This is a genomic window from Paenibacillus solanacearum (genome assembly GCF_910593845.1).
Lineage (GTDB): Bacteria > Bacillota > Bacilli > Paenibacillales > NBRC-103111 > Paenibacillus_G > Paenibacillus_G solanacearum.
Window position 1 is genome coordinate 60,830 of record NZ_CAJVAS010000001.1, and the last position, 13,471, is coordinate 74,300.

The window sequence follows — 13,471 nt, forward strand, 5'->3', positions numbered from 1 at the left end:
ACCGCCGGTCTTTGTCTGGCTGCCGTCACCGGCTGTGCGACCGAAGGGATGGATGGGAAAGGGTCGGGGGCCGCTTCGACGGATGCGGCCGCTCCGGCTTCGCCACGACATGGGGAGGTGCCCAAGATGAGCAAGCGTTATATCGTCGCAGCTGACGGGAAGGGCGACTACCGGACCGTGCAGGCAGCGGTGGATGCCGTTCCGGCAGGGAACCGGGAGCCGGTCACGATATTTATTAAAAACGGCGTGTACGAGGAAAAGCTCACCGTGCCCGCCGGGAAACGTTTTATCCGCATGGAAGGAGAGAGCGCGGAACGTACCGTGCTATCGTATGGAGATTACGCCTCGAAGAAAGGGGCGGACGGCAAAGAGCTCGGAACGACCGGCAGCTCCAGCACGTTCGTCTATGCCGACGATTTCACCGCGGAACGGTTAACATTCCGCAATACGGCAGGCCCGACGGCCGGACAGGCGGTCGCGCTGTATGTGCGTGGGGACAGGGCGGCGCTTCGCGATGTGCGGATCCTGGGCAATCAGGATACGCTGTATACGCCAGGCGAAGGACGCCAGTATTACCGGGATTGCTACATCGAAGGCACAGTCGATTTTATTTTCGGTTCCGCCACCGCATTTTTCGATCAATGCGTCATTCACAGCACACGACCGGGCTATATTACCGCGGCCAATACGCCGGAGAACGCCGCGTACGGATATGTATTCAAGGATTGCCGCTTGACCGGCGACACGGAAGCGGGCAGCGTTTATTTGGGCAGGCCGTGGCGGCCATTCGCCCAAGTCGTGTTCGCAAACACGCGGATGGACGTTCATATCAAGCCGGAAGGCTGGCATAATTGGAGCGATCCCGCGAAGGAGAAGACGGCGAGGTATGCGGAGTACCGAAGTACCGGCGCCGGAGCGAATCCCGCGGCAAGAGTCGGCTGGTCGACGCAATGGAATGACGGGCAGGCCGCCAAGCTGACGGTACAGGAGGTGCTCGGCGGGAAGGATCATTGGAACCCGATGCAAGCATGGCAAGAGACCAATTCGTAAGCGTATACAGAAAGCGCATACAAATAAATAGACTATGATTCGCGGCTGAGGTCGACAAGAGAACAATTATCGCAAATTTTCGAAATAAAAGCGCAAATTTCACTAAAGAATGGCAACTTTCCTTATGTTATTGTTAAATTGAGCTTACAAATAAAGCGTTTCCAAACGGTTGCTATGAAAAGGGGAGGTTCATTCATGGTAAGAAAAAGTTTGTTGGTTTCATCCGCGGTCCTCATCGCTTTGATGTCCGCGTGCAGTGCCAAGCAGGAGCAGCCTGGAGCCGGTACGGCGCAGCTGCCGGCCGCAAGCAAGGAGCCGGTAGAGCTCGTCTTGTACTCGACGGCGGCCACTTCGGAGGAAGAGGTCAAAGCGAAATTCATCGATCCGGTGGAGAAGCAGTTCCCGCACATCAAAATCAAATATATTAAAAAAGGAACCGGAACGAACATTAACGAATTAATCGCCGCCGGACAAACGATTGATATTTATTATGAAAGCGTTAACTTTTTCAATACGGTCACTACGTATCAGATCGGGTACGACATGACAGATTTGCTCAAGAAGCATAATGTCGATGTGAACGCCTTCGAGCCGACCATGATCGATTACGCGAAAGCGATGTCCGGCGGGAAAGGCATCTACGGCATCCCCGTTTGGTCGCAGAACGTCATACTGTTCTATAACAAAGACATTTTCGATAAATTCGGCGTGCCCTATCCGAAGAACGGGATGACGTGGGACGAACTGACCGATACAGCCAAGAAGCTGACGAGATCCGAGGGCGGCAAGCAGTATTTGGGCTTCGTCGGTTCGCCGTCGCACTTGCTGAGAGCGAACCAATACTCGCTTACGATGCTGGACCCGAAAACGGATAAAGCGACGATCAATGCAAACGAAAAATGGAGACAAATTTACCAAACCTACTTTGTGAACACATCGACCGATCCGGGTTACCAAAAGGTGATGGAAGGCATTAAAAACAAGCTGCCATACAAGGATCAGTGGAACAAAGACCGTAATTTGGCCATGTTCGCTTATTTGTCCGACTTCGAATGGGCCACGACAGGGACGGACGGGCTGAACTGGGACATTGCCGCATTGCCGACCTTCAAGGATGCGCCAAGCGTCGGTTCGCAGGCATACCCGTTCTACTGGGGCGTCACGGCGCAAAGCAAGTATAAGGACGAAGGGATGCAGGTCATCAAATTTTTGACCGATAAGGATTACCAGACGAAGCAAGTGAAGAGCGGCACGATGACGTCTCTGAAGGACGATGCGATCAAGAAAATGCTCGGCCAGGACAGCAAGGTGAAGGATAAAAACTTGAGCGCCGTCTTCTTCAACAAGTACGCGCCGATGCCGACGAAGTCGAATTATGAAGGGGACGCGCAAAAGCCTTACGAGGACGCGATTCACGAAGCGGCGCTCGGCGCCACGGACATGAACACGCTGTTCCGTAAAATTGAAGAAAACGCAAATAAAGCGGTGAACGATGTCAAATCGAAAAACAAATAATACCGGACCGGCAGCGTTCGGATCGAGATAAGGGATTTCCTTCGTCAAGCGCGAAGCCGAAATCCCCAAGGAGGGAAACCCTACTTATGAAACAGCAAACATCATGGGCCGTGCAGACGGCGGAAACGATCATGTCGGCATCCGATCCGCAAGGGTATCATCCGGAGCTGGCGAAGCGGTGGGCATACGTACCGGGCATGACGCTGCTGGCCTATGCACGGTTGTGGCGCCAAACCGGCGAGACGAAATATTACGACTACATGAAGAAGCATATGGATTTATTCGTGCAGCCGGACGGCTCAATCCGCGGCTATACGATCGAAGAATACAATCTGGATCAGGTTAACCAGGGCAAAGTGCTGTTCCCGCTGCTTCACGCGACCGGCGAGCCGCGTTTCGAGAAGGCGGCGCATTTGCTGGCAGCACAGCTGCAAGGCCAGCCGAGAACGAGCGAAGGCGGCTTTTGGCATAAGAAAGTATACCCGTTCCAAATGTGGCTCGACGGGCTGTATATGTCGTCCCCGTTCTTGGCGGAATATGCGAAGACGTTCGGCCGGACCGAGCTGTTCGACGAGGTGGCCGTTCAGCTGTTGCTGGTAGAGCGGAAGACGCGGGATCCGAAGACGGGGCTGCTGTTTCACGGCTGGGACGAAAGCGCGGAGCAGCGGTGGTGCGATCCGCAAACGGGCCGGTCTCCCCATTTCTGGAGCCGGGCGATGGGCTGGTACGCGATGGCGGTCGTCGACGCGCTGGAGCATTTTCCCGTTGATCATCCGAAGCGCGGAACGATATGCGGTATATTCGAGCGTATGGCCGGCGCCTTGGAAGAGGTGCAGGATCCGGCAAGCGGCTTATGGCATCAGGTGCTTGATTGCGGCGGACGCGAGGGGAACTACCTGGAAGCTTCCGGCTCCTGCATGTTCGTCTACGCGATCGCCAAGGGCGTCCGCCTCGGCTACTTGTCGCGCAAGTTCAAGTCCGTCGCGGGCAAAGGCTATCGCGGCTTGCTCGAGCATTTGGTGGAAACGGACGGTGACGGGCTTCATCTGCACGGAATTTGCCATGGTGCCGGTCTCGGCGGGAAGCCGTACCGCGACGGCAGCTACGAATATTATATCCGCGAAGCGGTCGTCAGCGATGCGTTCATGGGACTGGCCCCGTTCATGCTGGCGAGCATGGAAATGGAAGCGCAGCAGCCGTAAGATCCATCCGCTCGTTCCGAATCCCGGCAGCGGATTGAACGTGAATGGGTTGATTCATCGTGAACGAATTCGAGCCGTACCTGTATTTTTCAGGTACGGTTTATTTTGTTTTTTTATCCGCTTTCCTTTGTCGCCTGTCCCGACATCGTATATCATAGAAAGTACAATAGGGTAACGAGGAGAGGGGATTGAGCCGGTGTACACGGTCTTGGTGGCCGAGAACGAGCCTTGGGTGTTGAGAGGCATCGTCGAGATGGTGGAAGCGGCAGGCGAGGAGTATGAAGTCATCGGCGCATGCGGCAACGGGGAAGAAGCCTGGAGCCTGATCCAGGACATGTGGCCCATGCTGCTGATCACCGATATTATGATGCCCGAGCTGGACGGGCTCGCTTTGATTAAACGGATTACCGAACACCGGATTCCGCTGGCCTCCATCATTATTAGCGGATACGACAGTTTTTCATACGCTCAGCAAGCGATTACCTATGGCGTAGCGGAGTATATGCTCAAGCCGGTGGAGTTCGGTGGGCTGCTCGAAGCGTTAAACCGCTCCAAGGAGAAGCTGGAGTCCGTCCGCAGCATGAATCCGTATATCGTGACGTTTCAGAACTTGCTGGAGAACAGTCAGGGGCTGTCTCCCAAACGGGCGATGCAGAAGCAGGAAGAGTTGATCCGGTCCGTTCTTCGAACGAATGCGCTGAACAAGCAAGCGCGATGGAATCTGCTGCATGTGTTCGAGCAGAAGGTAAGGCGGCTGCTGGGCGATTATGGCATCCGGCTGCATGAGCTGCCCTCGCCGGTCCCCGGAGGCGCATCCGAAGACGAGGCTTCCATCCTGCATTACCACAAAGCGCTGCTCGAGCGATGGTATCTGGAGTCACCTTCCTCGGTGAAAGCCAGCATGCCCGCCGCCATTGAGCGTTCGTGCCAATATATTACCGAGCATTTCAGAGAGGAGATCACGTTAAGCGAGATGGCCGAGCTGTCCCACTTCAGCGTCTCCCACTTCAGCAGCTTATTCAAAAAACATACCGGCAGCTCGCTTGTCAGCTATGTGAACGGACTTCGGGTAGAGGAAGCGAAGAAGCTGCTCTTGTCCTCGGCGTTTTCGGTGGCCGAAATTGCCGGAATCGTCGGCTTTTCGACGACGCCGTATTTCACGAGAGCGTTCAAGACGGCAGTCGGGGTATCTCCGCTCGAATACAGAAAGAGGCTCAGCCCATGATGAGATGGCGCGATTGGCATTACCGCTGTTCGATCAAGACGAAAATATTGACGCTGGTGCTCTCGGCCTGCTTTGTGTCGATTGCCATGATGGCTGCGTTTACATCGTACTACTACACGGAATCGGCCAAGGCTGATTTCTACTATATGGCTCAAGACTCCACGGCGCGAATCAATCATCAGCTGGACCGGTATTTCACCCAGCTGGCGCAATCGACGTATGCCTCGATTGCAGGTCCCCTGCCTTCGCCATGGCTCGATCATAACCCGGAGAGCGGGATGCTGCAAAGCTGGCTTCTCCACGGGGAAAAGTTCAGCCGGGAGCAGGAGGCGCTGGTGGAGGGCATCATGACGAGGTATATCGCCATCAATTATTCGAACATTATCGGCATCGTGCTTCGTTCGACGGACAACCGGCTCGCGTATTCGAAGGACAACTCGCTGAACGTTTCCATGACCGGTTCGGCGCCCTGGTTCAAGAGCGGCTTGTTCGATCGGCTCACGGTCGCTCCGTTCTACTACAACCCGAACGGCGCTGCCGCCGCCTATCCTTTCATTACGCTGATCGTGCCCGTTTATGATCCGAATACGCTGAAGCTGACCGGCAACCTGAACATTGCCATGTCGATCTCGGAGGTTCAGAGCATCCTCGGGCAAGCGCGCTTGGGACGAACGGGATACTTCTTCATCGTCGACTCCAAGGGGGACATCGTCTACCATCCGGATGTGCAGCTGGCCGGTCAAGCCTTGAAGGATACGTATTTGGGCGGACTGAAGCTGTCCGAGAAGAACGATACGTACGAGCGGAACGGAGAAACGATCCTTGTGTCGCATAACCGTTCGGAGCTGACCGGCTGGAATATCGTCGCTTACGTACCCATGAGCGAGATGGCCACAGGGCTGAACGTCGCCAGAAATTCGACATTGGCCATTATGTCCGGCATGATTGCGGTGTCGCTGCTCTGTATTCCGCGCATGGTCGGCTGGGTCGTGCGGCCCATCGTCCGCTTAAGAAACTTGATGAAGCAGGTCGAGCGGGGGGATTTGTCCGCAAGCGCGGAGGTGAATCCGGGCAAGGACGAAATCCAGCAGTTGAACGGCAGCTTCAACCAGATGACGGCCAAGCTAAGGGAGCTTATTCATACGGTCCATGATTTGCAGATGAAGGAAATGCATCTTCAGTTGAAGCAGCGGGACGCGATCATTCAAGCGCTGCAAAATCAAATCAATCCCCATCTGCTCTATAACTCGCTTGAAATTATTAAGAGCATCGCTTTTATCGAAAAGGTGCCTGCCATCGAGAAGATGGCGACGCATCTGGCCAGCGTGTACCGCTACAGCTCGAAGATGCCCCGTCCGGAGGTGCCGCTGCGGGACGAGCTTCACGTTCTGCAAAATTATCTGGAAATGATTCGCATCCGGTTCGGCTCTAAATTCCAGAGCGAGCTGACGGTGGATGAACGATATATGGACCTGTATATCATCAAGCTTTCCCTCCAGCCGCTCGTCGAAAATTGCGTGAAATATGCGGTAGAGCCCAAAAATGGCAGAGCCACGATTCGCATTACCGCTTACGAAGAGGATGGGGATTTGATGATTGAGGTTGCCGACAACGGAAACGGCTTTTCCCCGGAAGCGCTGCATTCGCTCCGCAGCCATATGGAGCAGGCGGAGCAGCATGACGGCCCCGCGCCCGAAGAGCAGTCGGTGGGGATTGCGAACGTACATGCCCGCATGATATTGAATTACGGCGCTTCGTATGGCGTACGCATCCGATCGCAGGAGGGCAAGGGAAGCACGTTATCTCTGCGCTTCCCGGTCAGGACGCAGGCAGGTTCGTAAGATTGGATAAAAAGACCGTAATATTGTGAAAAAGCGCCGATTCCGCGGTGATATAATGAAAACTGCGGAGGAAAAAGTTAAACAACCCCAACGATAAAGGGATGTTCCGCGATGAAAAAGACGTTGTTCACGATGCTTGCAGCCGGGCTGGTGCTCGGCTTGGCCGCCGGTTACGTACGGAAAGGAGCGAGTTCGCAAACCTCAGACCTGGCCGGGTATTCCGGCGATATGTCCGAGAATATCCGAATCGACATGGTGATCGCTTCCTGGAAAGGCGGCGGCTGGCCGGATAACCATCATCCCGTCATTCAATACATCAACCGCAAATTTAACGTGGATCTGCAAATTCAATGGGTTCCCAATGCCAATTACGCCGAGAAGCTGAACGTCATTGCGGCCTCAGGCAAGATGCCCGACGTGATCCGGATCGACAGCCCCAATTTATTTTTGAAATGGGCAAATCAGGGCGTATTTCTCGACCTCGAGCCGGTTTTGGCGCAATACCCTACATTGAAACGGATCGCAAACCCGGAGGAATGGGCAATCCTGAATCCAAGCGGGCGCATCTACGGCATCCCGATTCATGCTACGCCGCAAAATACGGTTTATGTCCGAGCCGATTGGCTGAACCGGCTGGGGATCCCGCTGCCCGGTCCGGATGAGTTCACGATCGAGCGGTTTTATGAAATTGCCAAAGCGTTCGCCACGCAAGACCCGGACGGCAACGGAGTACAGGATACCACTGGATTTTCCGTGCTCGGCAACTCGATTCATATGGGGATGCCGGAGCTGCTGGCCGCGTTCGGCATAGCTAACGGCTGGAAGGATATCGGCGGAGAGCTCGTTCCGACGCAAGTCCAGTCCGAGGAATGGAAGTCGTTCCTGTCGTTCATGCGAACGGCATATGAAGAAGGCGTTCTTGACCGGGACTTCGTGACCAACACGAATTTTAACGAGAAGCACGCGCAGGGGAAGGTCGGCTTCGCAGACATGCATTATCAGCTGAGTCGGCAAACGAATCAGCAGCTTCAATCGATCGCGCCGAATGCCCGGTTCGTCGAGCTGTCCCCGCCCATCGGCAGAAACGGCATGCGGGGAAATACGACGCCGACGAGCGGCATGATCAAGGTCGTACTGAGTAAAGACGTGAACGACAAGAAGCGGGACCGGATTTTGAAGATGTTCGATTGGTGGGTGTCGGCCGAGGGCGAACAAATTGTGAAGAACGGGATCGAAGGCTATCATTACCGGAAGCTCGCAGATGGCTCCTACGAGATGACCGAAGCGTTGAAGGCGGAGGGCGAAGGGCGGCAGAGCCTGCTGTGGAACTGGGTGCTAAGGAGCAATGCGAATACGTTCAACATTTACCGCTGGAGCGATCCGGTCTGGGCCATTCAGATGGAGCAATCGATCGTAAATGCAGGCAAGTATCCGTATGCCAACGCAGGCGACGCCTATCTCCACTCCTCTGCCACCTTCGCGGATAAAGGCAAGCCGCTCGCCGACAAATTCCAGAAAACGCTGGTGGAGATTATTTCCGGGAAGAAGCCGGTGGACAGCATTGACGATGCGGTTGCGGAATGGAAGAACGGCGGAGGCCAGCGGATTATCGAGGAAGTCAACGCTGCTTATAAAGCAAGAACATCTGCCCCATTGGAATAGCGCCATGCATCCTTGCGGCCATCTGCGATCGGGAACGGGGCCGCTCCCTCACGAGGATTTACTCGCATTATATAATACAGGTTTCATTCAGGTATTTAAAGTAGAGGGAGAGGGTTCGAGATGGACAAGAGGTTACGTATCGCATTATCGCTGTTTCTCATTCCCGGCATGATCGGTTCGCTCTTCGGATGCAGCAGCAAGGAAGCCAGCGCCCCCAAGAGTCCGAGCGACCAGTCGAGTGTAAGGGAATATAAGGGAGGTCCGGCCGAGCTGGTGGTGCTCGATTACAGCACAGGGACGACCGAAGAACAATTCCAGAAGTTTTTCGTCGAGCCGGTGAAGGCCAAATATCCGGAAATCAATCTCGTCCAAACGAAGGATTCGCTTGAAAAATTGATGGCGGCGGGCGCATTTCCCGACATCATCCTGGTCAGCAACGTTTCTTTGATCAATATTCTCGATATGGCCATTCCCGAGGATTTGACGAAGATGATCGAGACGTATCGCATCAATCTTGGACAGATCGAACCGGCAGCCGTAGAGCAAACGAAGAAGCTCGGCGATCAGAAGGCGTTCTACGGGATGCCGTTTGCCATGAATTACGGGGCGATGGCATACAATAAGGACATTTTCGACAAGTTCGGAGTTCCTTATCCGAAAGACGTCATGACTTATGAAGAAGCGCTGGACTTGGGCAAAAAACTGACCCGGGCCGACGGCGGCACGAACTATATTGGCATCATGCCCCCCGACTTAAGGCAAATGTACTGGCAGTACGGCGTTCCCGTCTTTGACCGGGCATCGGGAAAAGCAATATTGACGACCGATCGCCATGCCAAGGTATTCTCGCTGCTGCAGCAATTTTATTCCGTTCCCGGCTACGTGGAAAAAGGCAAATTCAGGCATGCGACCGATGTCTTTTTCAAAGAACAGCGCATGGCCATGTATACCGGCTGGATCGCCGCCGTCGTCCTTTATTTTAATAAAGCTGAATCGAGCGATTTGTTCAAATGGGATTTGACCGCCCATCCGGGATACAGCGACCGTCCGGGCTTCGGCAAGGAAGTCGACTACCATATGGCTGTCGTCAATAAGGAAAGCAAATATAAGGATGCGGCTTACACCGTATTGTCCACGCTTGTGAGCGAAGAGGTACAGACGAAGATGAGCAAGGCGGGGAGAGTGTCGGTGCTTACGAACGACGCGATTCGCAAAGCGTTCGGCTCGGACAGCGACTTGTTTAAAGGGAAAAATTTGGAGGCGATCTTCAAGGTGAAGCCTTCGCCGCTGCCCGACGCGTCCAAATTCGATCCGAAAATTAACGCCATCGTGAACGGGGACGTAAGCCAGGACGTTGCGGTGAAAGGAATCGATATCAATACGGCGCTGCGCAGCGGGGAAGAGAAGGCCAACAAGGAAATCACGATTCCGTAGCAGTTGTCGCGATGAAAGCCCGATTCCGGCGTACCCGTCGGCGTCGGGCGAATTTGTTTCGGAATTGACATGTGTAAGTCATTATTGTTAGGCGATTCCATCTTGAAAAGGAATAGTTACTGCGAAATGAATTCGGTATAATGTGGAAGCAGGACAGGAAATTATAGGTAAGAGCCGTTTTTTCAATGTGAATCGATGATCAGTAACCATGACGAGAGGCAGGTATATGAAACAATGACAGCACCCAAATATGTGGCGCACCGCGGATACAGCATGATGGCGCCGGAGAATACGATTCCTTCCTTCGAGCTCGCCGGCCGTTCCGGCTTCTGGGGCATCGAATGCGATACATACTGTACGGTGGACGGAAGATGGATTGTCCACCACGACCGGACGGTAGACCGGATGACCGACGGCACCGGCAAAGCGAAAGATTTTACGTTCGAAGATATCCGGAACCTGAAGATCGATTCGGGGCATAACATCGCCGACTATCCCGGATTACAAGTTCCGACGTTGGAAGAAGTGCTCGAGGTATGCAAGAAATACGACATGCATGCGTTCGTGGAAATCGAGCATTACCACACCGATGCCGATCTGGAATCGCTGCTGGCGATCTTGAAAAACAGCGGCATCTTCGAGAAATGCTGCTTTATTTGCTTCAATGCGGATGATTTGCGCAAAATGCGCAAACTGAACGCTGAAGTGCCTCTCGGCTATTTGTCGGCCAAGCGGCCGACGCCGGAGGACTTCGAGATCGTGAAGGAACTGGGCAACGCGTTCCTGGACTATTGCTACAACGAGACGACGTACAAAGATATCGAACGGTGCCATGAAGCGGGCATCGAAGTATCGGTATGGACCGTCAATACGAAGGAAGAAGCGGGATTGTTCATCAAAGCCGGCGTCGATTATATTACGACCGACACGATGCTGCATGACAATCAAGGGTAAGATTTCAGTAGTTCCATCATGAAAACGTGATGGAACATCGAGCAGAGCGCCTCACGGCTATACAAAGCCGGAGGCGCTTTTCATTTCGTTGGGCGGATGACGACGGGTCAAATGATAAACGGGGGAAGGATGCGTCCGTCAATATCGGTAAATCCGTATTCTTTCGCAAGCTGGCCGACTTGCAGCACTTGACCGGTTCGGTCCAACATCTGCGGGTCGCCGGCCAGCGCGCAGACCGCCCGCCCGATGTAGAAGGGCGATTCACTCCGCTCCAGTGCTTTCACTTCCTTCCAATGCGCTTCATCCGTTCCGTGATGGGCCAATACCAACTCCGTACGCATCCATCCCGGAGATAAGGCGACTACCGTGATACCATGTTCCCGCAGCTCCGCTGCCAGCCCGAATGCCATGCGGCACAGCGCGTTTTTGGCCAGATCATAATAAAAGGTGCCGGTATACTTATCCTGATCGCGGAACGTCGTATGGACGATCAGTCCCGATGGCTGCTCGCGCATGAGAGGGACGGCGTAATGATTCGTGACAAGCTGGGCGCGAACGCCGCCGTGAAACATCGTGTCCCAATGCTGTACCGACAGCTCCCAGAAGGGCTTTACTTCCATGGGCAGATCATGCCCTCCCCACGCATTGTTTACGAGGATGTCGAGCCGGCCTTGTTCTCTGCGAATACGGTCGATGACCGCTGCCGTCTCCTCATCTTTCGTATGATCGCAGCGGCATGCATAGGCGGTTCCGCCAAAGGAGCGAATGTCCTGAACCGTATCGTCAATCGTGCCCGGATATTGATGGGTGGACTTGCCCTTCACGCTTCTTCCGGTTATGTATACGGTCGCCCCGGCTTTGGCCAGCTCGATCGCAATGCCTCGTCCTGCGCCCCGGCTCCCGCCGGTCACCAGCGCAATCTTGCCATGTAATCCGTTCATGTTCCTGACCTCACTTTTGTGAAATGGTAATGCATTGTTACATTCATTCGCAGTAGCGATGATACGTTTATTATTGTAAGAGCAAACGATGACAATTGCTGTCATAGTATTTAATGTTTGATTTTAACCGGGGCTTGGCAGCGGCATCGAGCGGCAGCCAATCGGTCATTTAAAGACAATTAAAAGATTTGTCATGTAAATCAATGATCCGCTACAATGGCAATAAGAACGACATCTGCACTAACGATCCGGAGGGTTGACGATATGAATCAAGGCTCAATGGATACTGGACAGGCGCATAAGAACAACATTGCCGTCGGCGTCATCTGTCCGGAGGCTTTCTTCGATACGGTGTCGGCTGTGCTCAAATCGTTTCCTTCGTTCGCACCGGAAATCCTTGCCTACCGCGACGAGAATGAAGCGCCTGCGCTGGCAGAGGAACTGGCGGAGCGGGCGGAGGTGCTGTTCTTCACCGGCCCGATTCCATACTCGCGGGCCAAAGAGCAAATGACGTTTCCGATTCCGGCGCATTACGTTCCGATGAACGGAACGGGGCTGTATCGGTCGCTGCTGGACGTGCAGATCAAATACGGCGGCGGTATCGCCGTCTCGATCGATACGGTGACGCAGCAGACAGCGGAGCGGTGCGCCAAGGAATTCGGCGATAGGCTTCCGACGCTCGTGTGCATGGCTGAAAGCGTTCGCACGGGGCGTAAGGAGATCGTCGACTTTCACTGCGGGATGTTCCGCTCCGGGCAAACCGGCGTGGCGATCACAGCCATACGGTCCGTCTCGGAACAGTTGACGAAGCTGGGCGTGCCCAACGAATGGATGGTGCCGACGGAGCAGGATATCATCGTGTCGCTGGAAAGGGCGCTGCTCGCTACCGAGACGCGGCGCAGCAAAGAGTCGCAAATGGTGATCGGGCTGATCAACATCGACAATTTTTCCCGGACGGCGGAACGGCAGGAATCCGAGCACGAGGTGCAAAGGCTGAAGCTTGATATCCAACGTGTGCTGCTTGGCTACGCGGAATCGCTCGACGGGCATTTTACCCCTATGGGCGGCGACGAGTATTTGTTCGTGACCACCCGCGGCATCTTTGAACGGGAGACCGGGGGATACAAGCGGATTCCGCTCAACTGGGACATGGACAAAACATTGGGTTTGTCGCTTAGCATCGGGATCGGCTTCGGCTATTCCGCGAATCAGGCGGGCACGCATGCGCGGATGGCGCTCCGGCAAGCCAAGGAAGCCGGAGGGAACGTCGGCTTCATCGTCCGTGAGGACCGGGGCGTCATCGGCCCGCTAGAAATGACGGAGACGTGGAAGCTCGATCTGTCGTTTCTGAGCCCGGATCTATTGAAGAAAGCCGAGCTCGCCGGCATGCATTACAAATATTTGAGCAAGATGGTTGTCGACGTGAGCCGGAGGGGCAAGACGGAGTACAAGACGCAGGAGCTGGCGCAGCTGCTCGGCGTGACGACCCGGACGGTGCATCGGCTACTTGTCGTATGGCAGGATGAGGGACTGGTGCACGTGGTCGGCGAAGAGCGCACGGCCGGCAAAGGGCGGCCGAAGCAAATTTTCAACATGAGCTTTTTGTCTGAAGTTGTACGGAAAAGCTTGAGATAACATTACGCGGGG

General features: G+C 54.5%; 10 protein-coding genes. 9 read left to right on the forward strand and 1 reads right to left on the reverse strand.

Annotated elements, in window-relative coordinates; genetic code table 11:
• Positions 1-126: 126 nt before the first annotated feature.
• The 8 genes from KXG62_RS00205 (at position 127) to KXG62_RS00240 (ending at position 10,883) form a co-directional block, all read left to right on the forward strand.
• The gene (locus tag KXG62_RS00205) at positions 127-1,050 is read left to right on the forward strand and encodes a pectinesterase family protein (RefSeq protein WP_218090281.1); all 924 of its coding nucleotides are present in this window, start codon (positions 127-129) and stop codon (positions 1,048-1,050) included.
• 195 nt (positions 1,051-1,245) lie between these two features.
• Positions 1,246-2,565 (forward strand): ABC transporter substrate-binding protein, encoded by a 1,320-nt coding sequence (locus KXG62_RS00210; protein WP_218089888.1) that lies wholly within the window; start codon positions 1,246-1,248, stop codon positions 2,563-2,565.
• An 86-nt stretch (positions 2,566-2,651) separates the two neighbouring features.
• Entirely contained in the window at positions 2,652-3,767 is a 1,116-nt protein-coding gene (locus KXG62_RS00215) for a glycoside hydrolase family 88/105 protein (protein WP_218089889.1), read from the forward strand.
• A 196-nt stretch (positions 3,768-3,963) separates the two neighbouring features.
• Entirely contained in the window at positions 3,964-4,992 is a 1,029-nt protein-coding gene (locus KXG62_RS00220; RefSeq protein WP_218089890.1) for a helix-turn-helix domain-containing protein, read from the forward strand.
• Positions 4,989-6,833, forward strand: coding sequence for a cache domain-containing sensor histidine kinase (locus KXG62_RS00225; protein WP_218089891.1), 1,845 nt, complete (start codon positions 4,989-4,991; stop codon positions 6,831-6,833). Before KXG62_RS00220 ends, KXG62_RS00225 begins: the two co-directional genes overlap by 4 nt.
• A gap of 111 nt (positions 6,834-6,944) precedes the next feature.
• Positions 6,945-8,495: an extracellular solute-binding protein gene (locus KXG62_RS00230; protein ID WP_218089892.1), complete on the forward strand. Its 1,551-nt coding sequence runs from the start codon at positions 6,945-6,947 to the stop codon at positions 8,493-8,495.
• A 120-nt stretch (positions 8,496-8,615) separates the two neighbouring features.
• Positions 8,616-9,929, forward strand: coding sequence for an ABC transporter substrate-binding protein (locus KXG62_RS00235; protein WP_218089893.1), 1,314 nt, complete (start codon positions 8,616-8,618; stop codon positions 9,927-9,929).
• A gap of 234 nt (positions 9,930-10,163) precedes the next feature.
• On the forward strand, positions 10,164-10,883 hold the full coding sequence (locus tag KXG62_RS00240; RefSeq protein ID WP_218089894.1) for a glycerophosphodiester phosphodiesterase: 720 nt from the start codon (positions 10,164-10,166) through the stop codon (positions 10,881-10,883).
• A gap of 107 nt (positions 10,884-10,990) precedes the next feature.
• Here the strand turns inward: KXG62_RS00240 and KXG62_RS00245 are convergent, their stop codons facing one another.
• A complete protein-coding gene (locus KXG62_RS00245) occupies positions 10,991-11,824 on the reverse strand; it encodes an SDR family NAD(P)-dependent oxidoreductase (protein WP_218089895.1) in 834 nt (277 codons plus the stop codon).
• 264 nt (positions 11,825-12,088) lie between these two features.
• Here KXG62_RS00245 and KXG62_RS00250 point away from each other — a divergent pair, with 264 nt between their 5' ends.
• Positions 12,089-13,459 carry a nucleotidyl cyclase domain-containing protein gene (locus tag KXG62_RS00250; RefSeq protein WP_246627229.1) on the forward strand — a complete coding sequence of 457 codons (1,371 nt, stop codon included), beginning with the start codon at positions 12,089-12,091 and terminating at the stop codon, positions 13,457-13,459.
• Positions 13,460-13,471 lie beyond the last annotated feature (12 nt).

Coding starts and splice junctions, on each gene's coding strand:
- KXG62_RS00205 (WP_218090281.1), top strand. CDS start 127: ATGAGCAAGCGTTATATCGTCGCAGCTGACGGGAAGGGCGACTACCGG.
- KXG62_RS00210 (WP_218089888.1), top strand. CDS start 1,246: ATGGTAAGAAAAAGTTTGTTGGTTTCATCCGCGGTCCTCATCGCTTTG.
- KXG62_RS00215 (WP_218089889.1), top strand. CDS start 2,652: ATGAAACAGCAAACATCATGGGCCGTGCAGACGGCGGAAACGATCATG.
- KXG62_RS00225 (WP_218089891.1), top strand. CDS start 4,989: ATGATGAGATGGCGCGATTGGCATTACCGCTGTTCGATCAAGACGAAA.
- KXG62_RS00230 (WP_218089892.1), top strand. CDS start 6,945: ATGAAAAAGACGTTGTTCACGATGCTTGCAGCCGGGCTGGTGCTCGGC.
- KXG62_RS00235 (WP_218089893.1), top strand. CDS start 8,616: ATGGACAAGAGGTTACGTATCGCATTATCGCTGTTTCTCATTCCCGGC.
- KXG62_RS00240 (WP_218089894.1), top strand. CDS start 10,164: ATGACAGCACCCAAATATGTGGCGCACCGCGGATACAGCATGATGGCG.
- KXG62_RS00245 (WP_218089895.1), bottom strand. CDS start 11,824: ATGAACGGATTACATGGCAAGATTGCGCTGGTGACCGGCGGGAGCCGG.
- KXG62_RS00250 (WP_246627229.1), top strand. CDS start 12,089: ATGAATCAAGGCTCAATGGATACTGGACAGGCGCATAAGAACAACATT.